16 protein-coding genes are annotated in these 18,888 nt (G+C 62.0%); 3 read left to right on the top strand and 13 right to left on the bottom strand.

Annotated features, from left to right (window positions below; translation table 11 throughout):
• Positions 1 to 38: 38 nt before the first annotated feature.
• The 5 genes from JQ46_RS06645 to JQ46_RS06625 form a co-directional block, all read right to left on the bottom strand.
• The gene (locus JQ46_RS06645; RefSeq protein ID WP_034986486.1) at positions 39 to 767 is read right to left on the bottom strand and encodes a lysophospholipid acyltransferase family protein; all 729 of its coding nucleotides are present in this window, start codon (positions 765 to 767) and stop codon (positions 39 to 41) included.
• Positions 768 to 799: 32 nt separating this feature from the next.
• Positions 800 to 1,768: an ROK family protein gene (locus JQ46_RS06640; RefSeq protein ID WP_034986484.1), complete on the bottom strand. Its 969-nt coding sequence runs from the start codon at positions 1,766 to 1,768 to the stop codon at positions 800 to 802.
• A 129-nt stretch (positions 1,769 to 1,897) separates the two neighbouring features.
• Entirely contained in the window at positions 1,898 to 3,100 is a 1,203-nt protein-coding gene (locus JQ46_RS06635; RefSeq protein ID WP_034986482.1) for a glycosyltransferase family 4 protein, read from the bottom strand.
• A 40-nt stretch (positions 3,101 to 3,140) separates the two neighbouring features.
• Positions 3,141 to 4,343 (bottom strand): NlpC/P60 family protein, encoded by a 1,203-nt coding sequence (locus tag JQ46_RS06630; RefSeq protein WP_034986480.1) that lies wholly within the window; start codon positions 4,341 to 4,343, stop codon positions 3,141 to 3,143.
• A gap of 223 nt (positions 4,344 to 4,566) precedes the next feature.
• Entirely contained in the window at positions 4,567 to 5,178 is a 612-nt protein-coding gene (locus JQ46_RS06625) for a C40 family peptidase (RefSeq protein ID WP_034986477.1), read from the bottom strand.
• A 468-nt stretch (positions 5,179 to 5,646) separates the two neighbouring features.
• On the opposite strand from JQ46_RS06625, the gene JQ46_RS06620 reads away from it, so the two are divergent.
• Complete coding sequence (locus tag JQ46_RS06620; RefSeq protein ID WP_237744758.1) at positions 5,647 to 6,285, top strand: 3'-5' exonuclease; 639 nt, start codon at positions 5,647 to 5,649, stop codon at positions 6,283 to 6,285.
• A gap of 120 nt (positions 6,286 to 6,405) precedes the next feature.
• Here JQ46_RS06620 and JQ46_RS06615 read toward each other — a convergent pair whose 3' ends face one another.
• The 4 genes from JQ46_RS06615 to JQ46_RS06600 all read right to left on the bottom strand — a co-directional run bounded on the left by JQ46_RS06615 (position 6,406) and on the right by JQ46_RS06600 (position 10,837).
• On the bottom strand, positions 6,406 to 8,040 hold the full coding sequence (locus JQ46_RS06615) for a cytochrome b (protein ID WP_034986475.1): 1,635 nt from the start codon (positions 8,038 to 8,040) through the stop codon (positions 6,406 to 6,408).
• On the bottom strand, positions 8,037 to 9,242 hold the full coding sequence (locus tag JQ46_RS06610; RefSeq protein WP_034986473.1) for a ubiquinol-cytochrome c reductase iron-sulfur subunit: 1,206 nt from the start codon (positions 9,240 to 9,242) through the stop codon (positions 8,037 to 8,039). The genes JQ46_RS06615 and JQ46_RS06610 overlap by 4 nt, the downstream gene beginning before the upstream one ends.
• A complete protein-coding gene (locus tag JQ46_RS06605; RefSeq protein WP_034986471.1) occupies positions 9,239 to 10,138 on the bottom strand; it encodes a c-type cytochrome in 900 nt (299 codons plus the stop codon). Before JQ46_RS06605 ends, JQ46_RS06610 begins: the two co-directional genes overlap by 4 nt.
• 87 nt (positions 10,139 to 10,225) lie before the next feature.
• A complete protein-coding gene (locus tag JQ46_RS06600) occupies positions 10,226 to 10,837 on the bottom strand; it encodes a cytochrome c oxidase subunit 3 (protein ID WP_034965190.1) in 612 nt (203 codons plus the stop codon).
• Between the two features lie 417 nt (positions 10,838 to 11,254).
• Here JQ46_RS06600 and trpD point away from each other — a divergent pair, with 417 nt between their 5' ends.
• Positions 11,255 to 12,358 (top strand): anthranilate phosphoribosyltransferase, encoded by a 1,104-nt coding sequence (gene trpD / locus JQ46_RS06595; protein ID WP_034986469.1) that lies wholly within the window; start codon positions 11,255 to 11,257, stop codon positions 12,356 to 12,358.
• Positions 12,359 to 12,459: 101 nt separating this feature from the next.
• On the opposite strand, the gene JQ46_RS06590 is transcribed toward trpD, so the two are convergent.
• The 3 genes from JQ46_RS06590 to JQ46_RS06580 all read right to left on the bottom strand — a co-directional run bounded on the left by JQ46_RS06590 (position 12,460) and on the right by JQ46_RS06580 (position 16,063).
• Positions 12,460 to 12,891 (bottom strand): cytochrome c oxidase subunit 4, encoded by a 432-nt coding sequence (locus JQ46_RS06590; RefSeq protein ID WP_034986467.1) that lies wholly within the window; start codon positions 12,889 to 12,891, stop codon positions 12,460 to 12,462.
• Between the two features lie 41 nt (positions 12,892 to 12,932).
• Positions 12,933 to 14,042 (bottom strand): cytochrome c oxidase subunit II, encoded by a 1,110-nt coding sequence (locus JQ46_RS06585; protein ID WP_034986465.1) that lies wholly within the window; start codon positions 14,040 to 14,042, stop codon positions 12,933 to 12,935.
• 260 nt (positions 14,043 to 14,302) lie between these two features.
• The gene (locus JQ46_RS06580) at positions 14,303 to 16,063 is read right to left on the bottom strand and encodes a pyruvate dehydrogenase (RefSeq protein WP_034986463.1); all 1,761 of its coding nucleotides are present in this window, start codon (positions 16,061 to 16,063) and stop codon (positions 14,303 to 14,305) included.
• A gap of 190 nt (positions 16,064 to 16,253) precedes the next feature.
• Here JQ46_RS06580 and asnB point away from each other — a divergent pair, with 190 nt between their 5' ends.
• Entirely contained in the window at positions 16,254 to 18,191 is a 1,938-nt protein-coding gene (asnB, locus tag JQ46_RS06575; protein ID WP_034986461.1) for an asparagine synthase (glutamine-hydrolyzing), read from the top strand.
• Positions 18,192 to 18,306: 115 nt separating this feature from the next.
• Here the strand turns inward: asnB and JQ46_RS06570 are convergent.
• On the bottom strand, positions 18,307 to 18,888 hold a 582-nt coding region (locus JQ46_RS06570; RefSeq protein ID WP_034986459.1), incomplete at its 5' end, for an IS3 family transposase.

The following is an 18,888-nucleotide window of genomic DNA, read 5'->3' as shown; positions in this document are numbered from 1 at the left end:
AGTTGCTACCGAGTAGCTACCTAGCAGCTACTGAATAGCTAGCTGCGCGGCTCGGAGCCCGGCGGGTAACCCTTGCCGGCCTCGAGAGACTTCTTCACGTCGGCGGCGTAAAAGTCCTTGACGTACTCCTGGCCGGACAGCTCGTGGAGAGCCTCCATAATCGCGTCGGTCAGAGCCCTGGCCTGCGCGTAGTCGTCACCAGCATCGCGGAAATCATCCGGGTCGATCGGGTCGCCGACGTACACCCCACAGCGGGCCGGGCGCGGGATCCAGGTGCCGATCGGGTTGGCCTTGTTCGTGTTGATCATGGCCACCGGGTAGACCTTCTGGCCGGATTCCAGGGCGATGCGGGCCAGGCCGGTCTTGCCGCGGTATAGGCGCCCGTCCGGGGAGCGGGTGCCCTCCGGGTACATTCCCAGCAGATCCCCGCGCTCCAGTACCTTCAGGGCGGTGCCCATGGCGGCGTTTTGGGATTCCTTATCCTCGCGGTCGATCGGCACCTGGCCGACGGAGCTGAAAAAGAACTTCTGGATGCCACCGACCAGGCCCGGGGTGGTGAAGTATTCCTTCTTAGCCAGGAAGGTCAGCTGGCGCTTGGATACCAGTGGCAGGTAGAACGAGTCCATCACCGCCAGGTGGTTGGAGGCCAGGATGCCCGCCCCCTCCTTCGGCAGCTTATCCAACCCCTTGGTGAAGGGGCGATTGTACACGCGCAGCCACGGGCCGATGAGGATGTACTTGAAAAACCAATACGCCTTGTTCTGCATGTTCTAAAACTTACCGTCCCTTGGTGGCTTCCCTATTCAGCGCCACGCTCAAGCTGCTTGCGCGCCAGCAGCGCCACGCCGATCATACCGGCATCGCCACCCAGCTGTGCGGTTTTCACCTCGGCTACCGGGCGGTGGCCTGCGCCGACGATGCTGTAGTTCATCATCGATTCCGCCTGGTCCAGGAACAGGTCCGCGTCGGAGCTGACTCCCCCGCCGATCACGATCAGTTCCGGATCCAGCACGTCCTGCACCAGGGACAGGCCGCGCCCCAGCCACAGCCCCATGTCCTCGATAGCGGCGCGGGCCAGCGGATCACCCTCCCGAGCCAGGCGCACGATCGCCCGGCCGGAAATCTCCTCCGGGTGCTGCGCAAACTCGCGGGTGATGGCCGAATCCGGGTAGCGGCCGGTTGCAATCAGATCCTGCGCCGTCAGCGCCAGCGCCGAGCCGGAACAGTAGCGCTCCAGGCAGCCCTGCTTGCCGCAGGGGCACGCCCGCCCGCCGGGCATGACGGTCAGGTGCCCAAACTCCGGGGCGGTGCCGAAAGCTCCGCGGTAGATCTCCCCGTCCACCATCACGGCACCACCGATGCCGGTACCCAGTGCGAACAGGACCCACGTACCCGCGTTCTGCGCTGCCCCCAGGTAGTACTCCCCCAGCGCGGCCGAGTTTGCGTCGTGCTCCAGCTCCACCGGCAGCCCCAGCTTCGCGCTCAGTCGCTCGGTGACCTTCGCGTTGCGCCACGGCAGGTGCGGGGCGAAGCGGACCGTATCGCGCTGGGAGTTAATGAACCCCGCCACGGCCAGGCCCACCGCCACGATCCCCTCGTTACGGCGTTGCAGGCAGCCGATGGCATGCACCAGCGCGGTTTCCAGCGCGTACACGTTAGAGGGAGTGGGCAGCTTCTCGATGTCCAGGATCTGCCCGTCCGCGTCCACTACGGCGGCGCGCAGGTTCGTGCCACCGATGTCCACGCCCACGGTTAGGGTCCCAGTCACTAGGCGTTCCACCCTCTCCACTTCGTCTGTACTTGTCTGTACTCTTCTGTACCGATTAACCCCCTCATTCTAGCCAGCCGGGCAGCGCATAGAAATTCTGCCGCCGCCATCCCCCGGGCCGCATGCGTATCAGGCGAAGCTGTGGCGCGGCGGAATGCCGCCGGTTCCGGCCATCACCGCACGGCACTGGTGGCCGAGGACCTCCCAGGTCCACTTCCCCGTCACGTACTCCCTCGCTGCGGTCGATAGGCGCTGGCGCGTGGGGGCGTCACCAAGCAAAGAAGAGATACGCCCCGCAACGTCGTCCAAGTTTCGAGAGTCCACGACCAGCCCGGTCTCCCCGTCGATCACCGTCTCGGGTGCACCGCCGCCATTGCCGGCGACAGTGGCCACGCCGGCGGCCTGCGCCTCCAGGAACACGATGCCGAGGCCTTCCACCGACAACCCACCCAGCTGCGTGCGCACCGGCAACGCAAACACGTCGCCGGCCACGAAATGGCCCGGTAGCTCCTCTACATCGACGGCGCCGGTAAAGGTTGTGTTCTTTATGACGCCCAGCCGACGCGCCAATTTCTCCAACTTCCCGCGGTACGTGCCGGGTCCGACGATTAGCAGGTGCGCATCCGGGTGCTCGCGCAGGATGGCGGGCATGGCTCTTACCAGCGTGTCCTGGCCTTTGCGCGGGACCAGGCGGGAAACGGCGACGACGACCTTCTTGTCCTCCAAGCCATAGCGGGCGCGCAGGGTGTTCCGCATGTCAGGATCCGGGCGGAACAGGTCGGTGTTCACCCCGCCGGGCATGGGTTCCCAGGCAACAGTAGGGCCGAACGCAGCGGCCATGCGGTTGCGGGCGTAGTGGGAAACATACGTCAGGCAGTCCACGGTGTTGCCGATACGCCGCAGCACCTGGCGGGAGCCCGGGAACATCGACCAGCCGACCTCGTGGCCGTGCGTGGAGGCGACCACGCGCCGAGCGCCCGCCGCACGTGCGGCCTTCGCCATCAGCGCCAGCGGCGCGGCAGCGCCAAACCAGACGGTGTGGATGTTGTGCTCGCGGATCAGCTGCTGCATCTTCCGCGCGGTGGCCGGGGTGGGCAGCATCACGCTGCGCGGCCAGCGCACCACCTGGTAGGGCTGCTGCGCGTCGAAGGCGCGGGCATCCTCCGTGTTCTGTGTGGAGGCGAAGACAACGACGTTCTCCGGGCTCAGCGTGGAGAGGTAGTCGCGCACGTAGGTTTGAATCCCGCCGAGGGTCGGCGGGAAGTCGTTAGTTACGACGAGGACGCGCGGGTGGCTCTGCCGGTTTTCTTGGGGCTGGTCTTCCTTTGGCATACGCAAGGATGCTACCGCACGCGCCGGTGCAGCAAGCGGCCTAGTAGCGCGCCGCGCCCTGGATCGGCATGGAGTCCACCGGAACAACCTGGACAGGGATGCCGTAGTCGGAGGCGTGGACGATCTTGCCGTCGCCAATGTACATGCCGACGTGGGTCACGCCCGGGTAGTAGCCGACGATGTCGCCCGGCTGGAGGTCGTTGATGGAGACCGACTGACCGCCCGCGATTTGAGCGGAGGAGGTACGCGGAATGGACTTGCCCTCCTGCTGGTAAGCCCAGAACATCAGGCCGGAGCAGTCAAAGGCGTCCGGGCCGGTGGCGCCCCAAGAGTACGGAGCGCCCAGCTTGGACAGGGCGGCCGCAACCACGCCGGTGGCGTTCACCGGACCGTCGGAGCCGGCCTTCTTCTTCAGGTCGCCGAGGAACTGCTCCACGTCCACGTCGATCGGGCCATTGCGGTCGACCCAGCGGCGACGATCCTCCGGGCTCAGGCCGTCGACGGCCTTCATGACCTTGTCCTTCAGCGCATCCAGCTGATCGTTGCGCTCTTCCAAGTCCTTCTTGCGGTCGTTCAGAGTGCGCAGCTGGAAGTCGGCGGTGGCCTTGGAACGGCTGGCCTTGTTCTTCTCGCTGGCGGCTTCCTTGAGCTGTCGGGTCAGGGCGGTAACGGTCTCTGCACGCTTGTCGCCGATGGATGCCAGGTAGGAGGAACGCTCAACGGCTGCCTGCGGCCCCTGCGAGCCAACGAAGGCGGAGACGGGATCCACGGTTGCGCCACGGTACATGGCCTTGGACACGCCGGAGACGTTCTTGCGGGAAGCCTCTACGTCGATGTTGAGCTTGTCGGCCTTCTTCTGCGCATCTTCGGCGGACTTGTTGGCCTTGTCCAGGTTCCCCTGTGCCTGGTCGATGTCGATCTTCAGCTGCTCGACCTCGTCGGAGGTCTCGGAGGCGAAGCCGGAGATCTTGTCCACGTGAGCCAGCAGGCCGTCCACGTCCTCCGGGATCGGCGCGTCCAGCAGGCGGCGGATCTCGTCGGCGCGCTTCTGCTCGGCCTTCTCGTCGTCCTTCTTCTCTTCACGCTGCTGCGGGTTGCCCTGCTGCTGTTCCTGCTGCGGATCCGCCGCGGCCTGCGGGAGGGAGGCGCCAACGGCGAGGGTTAGCAGAGCCGCGGTGGCGGCCTTAGCGACGGTGCGGGTGCCGACGAGGCGATCACGGGAAGAGGAAGACAACACGTTCACGACTGGACTTTCTTTAATTCTCAACTAATCTAGGCCGCCGAACGGCCAGGCAACGTTTATCAACGTTTGATAACGATAGACATTCTGCCACAAGAAAGGGCAAAAGTGGGACTGGCCCCAACCGGGTTCCAGCCCCACTTAATCACATGCTCACCAGCTGTAACACCAGCCCCGATTACATCTGTCGAGCTGGCGAAACGCCGGGTGGGCGTCACTAAGAAATTTAGAAACGCACCGCGTTGTAAACCGGCATCATGTGCAGGTTGTCGATACGCACCGGGTTGGAGGAGTTCAGTGCGTGGACGATCTTGCCGTTGCCGATGTAGATAGCAACGTGGGAAGCACCGCCGTAGTAGGAGATGACGTCGCCCGGCTGCAGAGCGTTCAGGGAGACCTTCTTGCCTGCGTTAGCCTGTGCGGAGGAGGTACGCGGGATGTTCTTGCCAACCTGGCGGTGAGCCCAGGAGGTCAGGCCGGAGCAGTCGAAAGCGTTCGGGCCGGATGCGCCCCAGGAGTACGGAGCGCCAACCTTGGACTTCGCGATATTAGCGATGCGCTGGCCGACGGAGGAAGCAGCAGGCTTCTTCTTAGCAGCCGGCTTAGCTGCAGGCGCCGGAGCGTTGTTGCCACCGGTGGTCAGGTTTGCCTGCTTGAAGTAGGGCTTGATGGTCGGCAGCAGGTGGTCCGGAACGTCAACGGTGACGCCGGACGGGGTGTGGGTAACCGGAGCAGCCTGGGCTGCAGCGGGGTTCAGTACAGCGGCACCCACACCGACAGCGGCGATCATTGCTGCGTTGCGGGGTGCGTTGTTCTTCTTCAGGCTGTGCTTGCCCATATAAGTCCTCAATTACCTTTCAATCCGTTGTCTGGGGTTCGGAACTCTTCCTTCTCCCCTCGCCCGGTAGCTCCTGTGCGCTACCGCGGTGCGGTGAACTCTTTGTCGCTCACCCTTAAGGTCTCGAAAAGATTACGAAATGAACACAAGCCGTGTCCAGCTCTTCACCAAATATCCTGCGATTCAGCCGCCGACGTGCCGTTGTTATAAAACTGAGATTTTCTAAACCCTAAAGGCGAACGTGAAAGTTACCAAAGCTTTATAATTCGTTGACCTGCGAATTTGGAGAACGCGGCCCTAGCGACTGTCAAAGAAGCTCGTTTAGGGACTTTTAAGGAACTCATTTATGTGATCCTCCTCACATACGCCGTTTCTGGCGTGTTTCTGTCCTGTTATTGACGCCCCTACGACCCCGCGGCGCACCACTTCAGCCACCGCTGTCCTACCCGCCCGCTAGACTTACTCCCCGTGTCCCCTACCCAGCCTCACTCTCCAGATGAATCGTCAGGTCTGCACAGCGGCAAGCTGCGCCTAGACCTGCAGCAGACCCTTGAAAACTGCATCGTCATCGACATTGAAACCACGGGGCTACGGCCGCAGGATGAGCGAATCATTGAGATCGCCGCCTTGCGCATCTGCGACGGCGAGCTCCAGGATCAGTTCACTACCCTGCTCAACCCGCATCGCGACGTGCCTCAGGAAATCACAGACCTCACGGGCATCTCCGACGGTCTGCTGGCCGACAAGCCCAGCTTCGCCGAGATTCTGCCGGGCTTGCTGGCTTTCCTCCGGGATACGCCGGGCCTGGAGGCTCCGCGCCTTGTGGGGCACAATGTTTCCTTCGACTTCTCCTTCCTCCAACACGAGATCCTCCGCGCCCAGCTGGGCGATGTCGCCCTAGCCCCGGACCCCGTAAGCCCTCCATACACCCCGCGCCTGGTTTGCACAGCGGAGGCTTCCCGCGCGCTCATCCCTAGAGAGTCGGTGGGGCGCTATCGGCTGGGAAACGTGGCGTCATACCTTAAAGTCCCCCACCGCCCGCTACACCGCGCAATGAGCGACGCCCTAGCCACCTACGACGTCCTGCGGGCGCTGTCGACGCACTAAAGCCTTCCGGGCGCTGCGGGCAGCTACCTAACTTCTAACAGCAAAAATCCCGCCCACCGGATGGTGGACGGGATTTTCTCGAGCCTTATGTGAGAGCAGTTGAGTTAGCTCGAACGGAGACTACTTGTCGAGCTCCTCGTGGCGGCGACGGTTCTCCTCGTTCAGACGCTCGAACATTTCCTTCTGCTCCGCGTGGTTGGCCTTCTCGATGTGCTCCGCCTTCTCCGCGATCTCCGGGGAATCCGGAGTGAAGAAGCTACCGCGACCAGGCTGGCCGGCTGCGCCGAGCTCGTTCATGGTCTTCGGAACGTATGCACCCTGGTACTCCAGCGGGATCGGGTGGCCGTGCTCGTCGACCGGGCCCAGCGGCTGGTGAACCTCGATGAAGCCACCGGAAGGCAGCTGGCGGATGGTACCGGTCTCGATACCGTGCTCCAGAACCTCACGGTCGTTGCGCTGCAGGGAGATGCACAGGTGGTAGGTGATGAAGTACGCCAGCGGCGGCAGCAGCACCAGGCCGATACGGCCAATCCAGGTCATCAGGTTCAGCGAGATCGTGAAGTGCAGTGCAACCAGGTCGTTACCACCGGAGATGGTCAGCAGCACGTAGAAGACCAGTGCCATGACACCCAGTGCGGTACGAACCGGCACGTCGCGCGGACGCTGCAGCAGGTTGTGGTGGGCGTCATCGCCCGTCATCTTCTGCTCGATCCACGGGTAAGCGAACAGCAGCACAACCAGGAGGCCCAGCAGCAGAGCTACCCAGAACACAGCCGGAATGGTGTAGTTACCGAGGTAGAGCTCCCATGCTGGCATGACACGTGCAGCACCGTCAGTCCACAGCATGTAGATATCCGGCTGGGAACCAGCGGAGACCTGCGACGGGTTGTACGGGCCCAGGTTCCAGATTGCGTTGATCTGGAAGATGCCGGCCATCAGGGCGACGACACCGAAGGTGATCAGGCCAAAGGAAGCAGCCTTCAGACCGAAGACCGGCAGAATACGAACGCCGACGACGTTGTTCTCCGTGCGACCCGGTCCGGGGAACTGAGTGTGCTTCTGGTACCAAACCAGTGCCAGGTGAGCGGCGATCAGGGCCAGCAGGATACCCGGGATCAGCAGCACGTGGGCGATGTACAGGCGAGGAATGATGATCTCACCCGGGAAGTCACCAGCGAACATGATCCAGTGCAGCCAGGTACCGATGATCGGCAGACCAACGATGATGGCGGACATAATGCGCAGACCAACACCGGAGAGCAGGTCGTCCGGCAGGGAGTAACCCATGAAGCCCTCTGCCACGGACAGCAGCAGCAGGACGCAACCGATAACCCAGTTAGCCTCACGCGGCTTGCGGAATGCACCAGTGAAGAAGATGCGCATCATGTGAACCATGATGGACACTGCGAACAGCAGTGCAGCCCAGTGGTGGACCTGGCGGATGAACAGGCCACCGCGAACCTCGAACGAGATGTCCAGGGCGGTGTGGTAGGCGGCGGACATTTCCACACCGTTGAGCGGTGCGTAGGCGCCGTCGTAGATCACCTTCGACATGGACGGATCGAAGAACAGCGTCAGGTAGACACCGGACAGGATCAGGATGATGAAGGAGTACAGCGCGATCTCACCGAGCATGAAGGACCAGTGAGTCGGGAATACCTTGTTGATTTGCGGGCGGATCAGGCCGGAGGCAGTGTACCGCTCGTCGATGTTGTTGGCCGCTTTAGCAGCGCGGCTCTGTTGTTTAGTGGTCATGAACGACGCTCCCAGAATGCCGGGCCGACAGGCTCGATGAAGTTACGGTCGGCGTACATGTATCCCTCTTCGTCCACCGAGATCGACAGCTCAGGCAGTGCACGGGCTGCCGGTCCGAAGATCGGCTTACCGTACTGCAGTGCGTCGAACTGGGACTGGTGGCACGGGCAGAGGATGCGGTTAGTTTGCTGCTCATACAGGGACGTAGGGCAACCGATGTGGGTACAGATCTTCGAGTAGGCGAAGTAGTCGCCGTAGTGGAAGTCCTCCTGACCCTCGCGCAGGATGGCCTTGTCGCCATCCTCCGGGCGCAGGCGGATCAGCATGACTGCGTTACGCGAGCCGTGAATGGAGTGCATGTGCTCCTCGTAGACGTCGCGGTCCTTGTCGAACTTGTCGCCATCGTTGACCATGTCCTCGGTCAGCGGGAAGACGGTCTCCATGGAAGCTGCGTCCAGATCCTCCGGGCGCATGCGGATCAGGCGAGACACGCCCTTGGTGCTGTAGTGGCCGTCGTGCTCCTCGGCGATAGCGCCGGTGTCGCGACCCAGGTAGACCTTCTCGCCCTGCTCCACCAGCGTCCAGCCGGTGGTCCAGAGGGTACCGTCGCCCTGGATGCCCATTGCCTTGGCCTTCCAGGGGTTCTTCACGATGCCGCCCAGCGGCAGAGCGATAACCAGACCAGCCAGGACCGCACCGGTGCCAGCCAGGCCGGCGATAACCGGGCGGCGGCCCAGGGTGGAAGTCTTCCAGGAGTCGTTCAGCAGAGCGACCAGGGTACGGCGGTCAACTTCCTCGGACGGGCCGTCGTGACGGGTCTGAACCGAAATCTCTTCCGGAACGAAGTTCTTGGTGTAGGCAACGATGGCCGCACCGAGCAGGGTGATGCTCAGGCCGGACGTGATGCCCAGCAGCGGGGTGTAGACCGAGTAGAGCCACAGGCCGTCCTCTTCCAGCCCCTTGTGCTCCCAGGGCCAGAACAGGTAGACACCGATGAAAGCGATGCCGAACAGAATCGACAGGGCCAGCAGAATGGTGACCTTGCGGCTCGCACGCTTCTCAGCGGGATCGTTGGCGATCGGGAAGCGCTCCTTGCGGTACGCAACCGTCACGCCGTCAAGCTCGGTACCCAGGCGGGCGAGCTCGTCGTTATTCATCTTCGACAGCTCTTCGTTGCTGTACTTCTTGTTGTTCTCACTCATGACCGCGATCCAATCCACATAGCGAAGGCAACGAGAACCACGATGCCGATAAACCACATGACCATGCCCTCAGTCACCGGGCCGATACCGCCCAGGCCGAAGCCACCCGGGTTCGGGGATTCCTCAGCCGACTTGATGTAGGCAATGATGTCCTTCTTCTCGTCAGCAGTCAGCTGGCGATCGGAGAACTTAGGCATGTTCTGCGGGCCGGTCAGCATGGCCTGGTAGATCTCCTGCTCGTTGGCCGGAGCCAGCGGCGGAGCGTACTTACCACTGGACAGTGCGCCACCCTTACCGGTGAAGTTGTGGCAAGATGCACAATTCAGACGGAACAGATCGGAACCACGGGCAACGTCGACCGGGTCGATCTTGCCATCCTTGTTGTTGGCGCCACGCAGGGACTCCATGGCGATCTCGCCGTTAGCATCTCGGACGATGCCCGGGCCGCCACCGTTAGCGTTAACGTATGCGGCCAGTGCCAGAGCCTGCTGCTCGGAGTAACGCGGAGGCTTACGGCCTGCCTGCGCCTCGTTGCGCAGCATCGGCATGCGGCCGGAGTGCACCTGGAAGTACACGGAGCCCTCACCGACGCCGATCAGGGAAGGACCGCGGTCCTTCACGCCCTGCAGGTTTGCACCGTGGCAGGTGATACAAGCAACTTCGTAGATTTCCTTACCCTGCTGTGCCAGATCCTCCGCGCTCTGCTCTGCAACGGCGTTCTGTGCATCGGGGGTCAATGCGTTGGCGAGGAAGCCCGCGCCCGTGAGCGCGAACAGCAAAGCCAACGCGCCGGCGAAGGCCTTGCGGACCTTCCGGCGGCGGCGTGCCTTAGCGGCACTGCCCTTCGAACCACTGGAGACTTGCTCCGTGGTTGCGTTGGTGGAGTTGATATCCATCTTGTTCCCTTATTTGTTAGTCATATGGAATTGCGATGGGCTGTAGGCCGACTCTCTTCTTGGGGGAGAAGAACCGACCTGGCCGGCCTACTGAATGAAGTAAATGGTGATCCACAGGCCGATCCACACGACGTCGACGAAGTGCCAGTAGTAGGACACAACGACGGCGGCGGTGGCCTGTGCCGGGGTGAACTTCGACTTCGCGGTCCTCAGCAGCACCACGAGGAAGGCGATAACACCGGCGAGCACGTGCGCGCCGTGGAAGCCTGTCGTGATGAAGAAGACCGATCCGTAGACGGATCCGGGGATGGTGGTTCCGTGCTGCACCAAGTGGACATACTCGTAGCCCTGGCCGATGAGGAAGATAGTTCCCAGCAGCGCGGACAGTGCGTACCACTTGCGTAGCGCGAAGACGTCACCCCTCTCCGCCGCGAAGACGCCCCACTGAGCAGTGAACGAAGAACTGATCAGGATGACCGTAATCGTTGCCGCGAAGGGCACGTTCAGCTCGGTGGGCTCAGACGGCCAATTGCCGCCAGAGTTGGCCTTGGACACGAAGTACATCGCGAACAGGCCAGCGAAAAACATCAATTCCTGAGACAGGAACACAATCGTGCCGACACTGACCATGTTGGGTCGGTTCAGTGTCGCAACACGTTGTGGTGCTGCCATACCTGGGTTTTCAACTGCGCTCGTCACGCATAACAGTATGGCCGTTTAAAGCTCGATAGTCGATTCACTTCGGCGGTTTTCTGGAAGCAATCTGTAAAATCGCAGGTGAAACCTTGGATAAACCTGAAAGCCAACCCCGTTAGGGGTTAGTGGGAACTTTTCCAGCCCCGTATCCGACGAGTCACATAACGACAGGTCACATGCCACTTTCGTCAAGGGCTGACACACCAAGCACCCCACTATGGGGTTAGCCACCCGGTATCCCCGGGAACTCCCCCGACGGCCAATCTCTCGGAGCCGATCCCTAGGGGCGTCACTACCCAAAGGCTTCCGAGCTCCCCCGCACCTAATAGACTGGTTAGTACAGCAACCATTTGCAACCATCTACTTCATTGTGCCGATGCGCGGCACAGGTCCCTGACAGAGAGGTGCGTCGAAGCAGCCATGTCCCCCACTACCCCACGTCCCGCAGAAACCAGCGGCCTTAGCCCCGAGCAGCTACCGCCGAGCTACTTCACGTGGCCCGGCCTGCTCGGGCGACTCGGCAAGGGCCAGGAGCTCAGCGAGGCTCAGGTTCGCTGGGCGATGAACGAGATCATGGAGGGCAACGCTACCGACGCGCAGATCGCCGCCTTTGCCTTCGGCATCCGCGTGCGTGGCATCACCGCCGCCGAGCTGGCCGCCGCCGCCGAGACGATGACGAGCTTCGCCACCCCGGTTGACTTCTCGGACGTCCCCAACTGTGTGGACATCGTGGGCACGGGCGGCGACGGCCACCACACTGTCAACATTTCCACCATGGCTTCCTTCGTGGTCAGCGCCGCGGGCGTGCCGGTGGTTAAGCACGGCAACCGCGCCGCCAGCTCCAAGTGCGGCGGTGCAGACATGTTGGAGGCCCTGGGCTTGGACATCGAGCGCTCCCCCGAGGCCATCCGCCAAGATGCGCACGAGACGGGCTTCGCCTTCATGTTTGCAAAGACTTACCACCCGGCGATGCGCTTCGCCGGCCCCGTGCGCAGCCAGCTGGGCGCCCCCACCATCTTCAACCTGCTGGGCCCCATGACCAACCCCGCGTACCCGAAGTTCGGCCTGATCGGCTGCGCTTTCAAGGAGTTCATGCCCATCATGGGCGGCGCGTTCGCCCGCCAAGGCAGCCGCGTTCTCGTGGTGCGGGGCATGGATGGCATGGACGAGATCTCTGTGTGCACTCCTACCGAGGTCGTTACTGTGGACGCCAACGGCCGCACCGGCGAGGAAGTCATTAACCCTCGCAACGTCGGCCTCGACTTCTACGAGGACGGCAGCCTGGTCGGCGGCGACGCACAGTACAACGCGGACGTGGCCGTGCGCCTGATGAAGGGCGAGATCTCCGGCGCTATCAAGGATGCTGTCTTGATCAACGCCGCTGGCGCCCTGACGGCCGTGCGAGGCTGGGAGGAGAAGGGCTTCCAGGAGACTCTGCGCGAGCAGGTGCAAATCGCCCGCGAGGCTCTGGAATCCGGTGCCGCCCTCAAACAAATGGAAAAGATCGTAGGCAAAGAGTTCTAGCCAGGTGGCGCCTGAGGGCGTCACCAAATAGAAAAAGAACTCCCCCTCCGTTCCCAGTCCTAAAGACTGGCGGAGGGGGAGTTTCTAGTGAAGTGTGAAGTTTAGTGCTTCTCCGGCGGCAGGCCGTACTGCAGGTTCAGCATCGTGGTCGCCCAGATCAGCATGACGGCACCGAAGGCGACCAGCCACAGGTGCCACCAGGCCAGGCCGGCGCCCATCACGACGATGGAGACGGTCATCCAGAACGGCCAGATGGAGCTTGCGGAGAAGAAGCCCAGCACGCCAGCGCCGTCCTCGATCTCTGCCTCTTCCCAGTCGTCCGGGCCGATGTCGGTCTTGGAGGCGGTCAGGTGGAGGTAACCACCGAGCATGAAGGCCAGCAGGGTGGCCATGACCAGGCCGGTGCCACCAGCCCACTCAACGCCCATCACGTTGCCCGCGTCCTTCACGGAGGAGGTGACGATGAAGTAGAACACCGTGACCACAACGAAGAAGGTACCGAGGCCGTAGAAAAGCTTTGCACCAGAGTTCATTTGCTTATCTCTCTTCCTTAATTAACCTTGCGCTCCGCTTCCTAAGCGGCGTTGCGGTCCTTGTAGTTCTCGTTCGGGGTACGGGTGCCGGTGCGGTCGGACTCGAACGGGTGGGTGGAGGTTGCGTAGCCTTCCTCGCCGATGGCCTTCAGAGCCTCAGAGTTCGGAGCCTCCGGGTTGTCCTTGCGGAACTGGATGTACTGCTCGAACTTCTCCGGGGAGACGACGCGCAGCTCGAAGTTCATCATTGCGTGGTAGGTACCGCACATTTCAGCACAGCGGCCGACGTATGCGCCTTCCTCGTCGATGGACTCAACCTGGAAGCGACGCTCGGAGCGGTTCTCGCTCGGGTGCGGGAACACGTCACGCTTGAACAGGAACTCCGGGATCCAGAAGGAGTGGACAACGTCAGCGGAAGCCAGATCGAACTCGATCGGGGTGCCGGACGGAACGACCAGAACCGGGATCTCCTGGGTGGTGCCCACGGTCTCGATCTTGTTGTAGTTCAGGTAGCTGAGGTCGTCCTTGGAGTTGCCGTGGATCGGGCCCGGGATCTGGTCGCCGTGCTCGTCCAGGTTCTCCGCAGGCTTCTTGGACTCCTCTGCGCGAGCCTGTGCCTTCTCGTCGACACCCTTGTACTCCTGGCCACCGTTCAGCTCTGCAGCGATCTCCCGGTAGCCGAACTTCCAGTTCCACTGGTAGCCGGTCACGTCGACGACGACCTTCGGATCCTTGTCCAGAGCCGTTGCGCGGTCCTGCGCCTGAACGTTGAAGAAGAACAGGCCACAGACGATCAGAACCGGCAGGGTGGTCAGAACCAGCTCCAGCGGAACGTTGTAGCCGGTCTGGCGCGGGAACTCGTCCTCGCCGCGCTTCTCAGCCTTCTTGGCGCTAGACCTACCCATGTTCACAAACAGCAGCACCCACATGATGATGCCGATGATCCAGGCGACGACCCAGACCCACACCCACAGGTTGCCCATTTCCTTGGACTCCGGGGTGATGCCCTTCGGCCAGCCCATGCGCAAGAAGTTAAAGAAACCGTTCTCCGGCGGGGCGACAGTACAGCCGGAGAGAACCAGGCCAGCTAGGCCCAGTACACCGGCGAGGCCAATACGGCGAGTCAAACCGTGCTTATTTCGCTGTTCCACGCGAGTTTGCCTTCCTCATTCACACGTCACTTTGCGTTGTAGGCCTTGAGGTCTGCCGCGCGCCTGCAGTTCGCGCGCGATAGATAGACCTACAACCACTTCACTTAAAGAACCTTAGACCATTAACAGGACATTGCCACCATCGCGGAAGCGGAATTTCCCTTTTCGGGGTTGGCAGCTACCCACATTGCCCCCACACGGGTTAGGCGGGAGCCCGCGCAGTGCGTGGCTCCCGCCTTTGTGGGAGTTTTGGGGGTGTTCTAGAACTTGTTCATCTCGATCACTCCGGCACCACCGATGTTGCGCAGGTTGGCGCGGGCCAGGTCGACCATGCGCCCCACGCCACCCTCGAATACGGTGCGCGTTGCGGAGCGGGAGAAGCCCATCATCATTTCCCAGGTGATGTTCGGCGGCAGGCTCAGCGCATTCGGGTCGGTAACCACGTCCACCAGCACCGGGCCGTCGTAGGCCAGAGCTTCCTTAATACCGCTCTCCACGTCCGCCGGATCCTCGATGCGGATCGCCTTAATTCCGATGGCTTCCGCGATCTTGGCGAAGTTCACGTGCTCGTGGTCGGTTTCGTGCTCGGGCAGGCCGGCGACCATCATCTCCAGCTTCACCATGCCCAGCGAGGAGTTATTAAAGACCACAATGTTGACTGGCAGGTCGTGCAGCTTGGCGGTCAGCAGCTCGCCCATGAGCATCCCCAGGCCGCCGTCGCCGGAGAAGGAGATCACCTGGCGGTCGCGGTCCGCGGCCTGCGCACCCAGCGCCTGCGGCAGCGCGTTGGCCATGGTGCCGTGGCGGAAGGAGCCAATTTCTTCACGCTTGCCGTTCGGCGTGATGTAGCGGGCACCCCAGACGTTGCACATGCCGGTATCGATGGTGAAGATGGCATCCTCGGCGGCCAGGCGGTCGATCGTGTCCGCCACGTATTCCGGGTGGATGGGCTTCGACTTGCCCGCCTTCTTGGTGTAGGCGTCCACCACGTGGTTCAGCGCCCGCGCATGGTTGCGCAGCTGCTTATCCAGGAAGCTGCGGTCGGTCTTCTCCTCGATGTGCGGCAGGATCGTGTCGATCACCGCCCCGACGTCGCCGACCACCGGGTAGTTGATGGTGGTGCGGCGGCCGATGTGGGAGCCGTCGATGTCCACCTGCGCCACGTTGCCGGTGGGCAGGAAGTCTGTGTACGGGAAGTCGGTTCCCAGCAGAATCAGCAGGTCAGCGTCGTACATCGCCTCGCGCGCCGCACCGTAGCCCAGCAGCCCGGACATGCCGACGTCGAACGGGTTGTCGTACTGGATGTGCATCTTGCCGCCGAAGGCGTGGCCGATCGGAGATTTAATCTTCTCTGCCAGCTTGAGCACTTGCTCTCGAGAATTTTTGACGCCCTCACCGCAGAACAAAGTGACGGTCTCGGCATCGTTGATCGCCTTGGCCAGGCGGGCTGCTTCCTCGGCATCCGGGTACAGCACGGGGCGCCCCTTGGCGTACACCGAGTCGATGAAGCCTTCCTCCTCGATCTCTTGGGAGGATACGTCGCCGGGGATGACCAGCACGCTAACGCCGTTGCCGGCCAGCGTGGACTGGATGGCGTGGTGCAGCACCTTTGGCCCCTGTGCTGCGGAGTTCACCATCTCGCAGTAACCGGAGCACTCCTGGAAGATCTGCTCCGGGTGGGTCTCCTGGAAGAACTGGCTGCCGATCTGCACGCTCGGAATGTGGGAGGCAATGGCCAGCACCTTCGCACCGTTGCGGTGGGAATCATAAAGGCCTTGGATCAGGTGGGTATTGCCCGGCCCGCAGGAGGCAGCGCATACGGCCAGATCGCCGGTGACAAGGGATTCTGCACCGGCGGCGAACGCCGCGGCTTCCTCGTTGCGCACGTGAATCCATTCAATGGAGGACTGACGAACCTCGTCGACAATCGGGTTGAGGCTATCGCCCACCAGTCCAAAGATCCGCTTAACGCCTTGCTTTTCTAGAGTCTTTACCAGCTGAGATGCAAAGTTTTTAGCCATGCCTCCAAGGCTACGCGGAGCTACGGACGAGCGCATGGATCGCTAAGTAGTCTCACAACAGTCGATTTATGTAATGCACATCACTCAGGTACTAAAAAGCCCGTGTGCTCAATAACTCAGTTTTAAAACGCTCTCCTCCCCGCCGTGGCAACTAGCCCACCTCCACCCCTCCCGCGTAAAGTCTGAACGCATGTGTGGATTGCTTGGAATCATTGCGGCAAACGGCGCCGCGGAAAATTTCGTTGAGGCTGTAGAGGGCGCACTCCCCTGCATGCACCACCGTGGCCCGGACGACAGCGGCACGTGGCACGACCAAGATGTCGTCTTCGGCTTCAACCGACTATCCATCATCGACTTGGAGCACTCGCACCAGCCCTTGCAGTGGGGCCCGGAGGGCGAGGCGGACCGCTACGCACTGACTTTCAACGGCGAGATCTACAACTACGTCGAGCTGCGCGAGGAGCTCAAGGAAGCTGGCTATACCTTTAATACTGAGGGTGACGGTGAAACCATCGTGGTGGGCTTCCACCACTGGGGCGCTGACGTGGTAAACCACCTGCGCGGCATGTTCGCCTTCGCCGTGTGGGATTCCAAGGAAAAGAAGCTATTCCTGGCCCGCGACCAGTTCGGCATCAAGCCGATGTACATCGCCACCACCGAGGCGGGCACCGTCTTCGCCTCGGAGAAGAAGTGCATCCTGTCGATGGCAGAAGCTCTGGGTCTGAACCTGGACCTGGATATCCGTGCCATCGCGCACTACACGGATCTGCAGTACGTCCCGGAGCCGGAGAGCCTGCACAAGCACATCCGCCGCCTGGAATCCGGCAGCTACGGCTTTGTAACCCCCGGTGGGAAGGTCGAGGAAACTCGCTGGTTCGAGCCGCGCTTCCCGGTCAAGAAGGTCGCGGCCGGCGACGAGGAGGCCGTGTTCCAGCGCATCGCCGAGGCCCTAGAGGACTCCGTAGCCAAGCACATGCGTGCGGATGTCACTGTCGGCTCCTTCCTCTCCGGCGGCATCGACTCCACCGCCATCGCCGCGCTGGCTAAGCGCCACAACCCGGATCTTCTGACCTTCACCACCGGCTTCGAACGCGAGGGCTACTCCGAGGTCGACGTGGCCGCGGAGTCCGCCGCCGCCATCGGCGCCGAGCACATCGTGAAGGTGGTCAGCCCGGAGGAGTACGCCGAGGCGATCCCGAAGATCATCTGGTACCTGGACGATCCGGTGGCCGACCCGTCACTGGTTCCGCTGTACTTCGTCGCACAGGAGGCCCGCAAGCACGTCAAGGTGGTGCTCTCCGGCGAGGGCGCCGACGAGCTCTTCGGCGGCTACACCATTTACAAGGAGCCGTTGAGCCTGGCGCCTTTCGACAAGATCCCCTCCCCGCTGAAGCGCGTGCTGTCCAGCGTGGGCAACGCACTGCCCGAGGGCATGCGCGGAAAGTCCCTGCTGCAGCGAGGCACCATGTCGATGGAGGACCGCTACTACGGCAACGCGCGTTCCTTTAACTACCAACAGCTGGAGCGCGTACTGCGCGAGATCCGCCCTGAGTGGGATCACCGCGAGGTCACGGCGCCGATCTACGCGAAGTCCAAGGACATGGACCCGGTTGCGCGGATGCAGCACCTGGACCTGTTCACCTGGATGCGCGGCGACATCCTGGTGAAGGCCGACAAGATCAACATGGCAAACTCCCTGGAGCTGCGCGTGCCGTTCCTGGATAAGGTCGTCTTTGACGTGGCGGAAACCCTCCCCCACGAGCTCAAGATCTCCCACGGCACCACCAAGTACGCGCTGCGTAAGGCGCTGGAGCGCATCGTCCCGCCGCATGTTTTGCACCGCAAGAAGCTGGGCTTCCCGGTACCGATGCGCCATTGGCTGGCCGGCGACGAGCTCTACGGCTGGGCGAAGGAGAACATCGAGGCCTCGCAGACCGACCACATTTTCAACAAGGCGGAAGTGCTGAAGATGCTGGACGAGCACCGCGTAGCGATGAACACCGGCTCCGGCCCGGACCACTCCCGCCGGCTGTGGACCGTCATCGCGTTCATGGTCTGGCACGGCATTTTCGTCGAGGATCGTATCGATCCGCAGATCGACCAGCGCCAGTACCCGGTCGACCTCTAGCACCTCTAGAGCTCGCCGCCCCGCTCTAGACGCTGCCGCCCCGCTCTAGACGCTAAAGACCCGAAAACGCCCCCGAGGGAATGAACTGGCCCCCGAAAGTTGGACTGGTTTAATTCTAGGCGGTTAGGGCTTCAAGGGTCTGATTCCGATATTGCATCGGGGTCAGGCCCTTGAGTCGTTGTTGGATGCGTTTGGTGTTGTACCACTGGATGTATTCGTCGATTGCCTGGTTGAATTCTGCGACGGTGCCGAAGACTTCACCGTGGTACATCTCGGTTTTCAAGTGGCCGAAGAAGTTCTCCATGACCGCGTTGTCGTAACAGTTGGCTTTACGCGACATCGACTGAACACCGCCGTTGTCACCGATCAGGTCGCGCCAGGAGGCATGCTGGTACTGGAAGCCTTGGTCAGTGTGCATCATCCACCCGGGTTCAGGCGCACATGTTCTAATCGCCTTGGTTAAAGAATCGGCGGTAAACGCTGTCGACGGCGATGTAGCCACGGTGTGGGCAACAATTGAACGGTCAAACAGGTCCATCACCGGTGACAGGTAGACCTTGCGGCCTGCGACCCTGAACTCGGTGACGTCGCTGACAAAGACAGTATTTGGCCGATCCGGAGTGAACTTGCGGTCAAGCTTGTTGTCAGCGATGTGACTGATCGCCCCAGCATAAGAAACATACGGCCTGCGCTGGCG

The organism is Corynebacterium jeikeium (genome assembly GCF_000738175.1).
Classification (GTDB): domain Bacteria; phylum Actinomycetota; class Actinomycetes; order Mycobacteriales; family Mycobacteriaceae; genus Corynebacterium; species Corynebacterium jeikeium_C.
The sequence above is the reverse complement of the archived record's forward strand: the minus strand, read 5'-3'. Positions and strand labels throughout refer to the sequence as shown.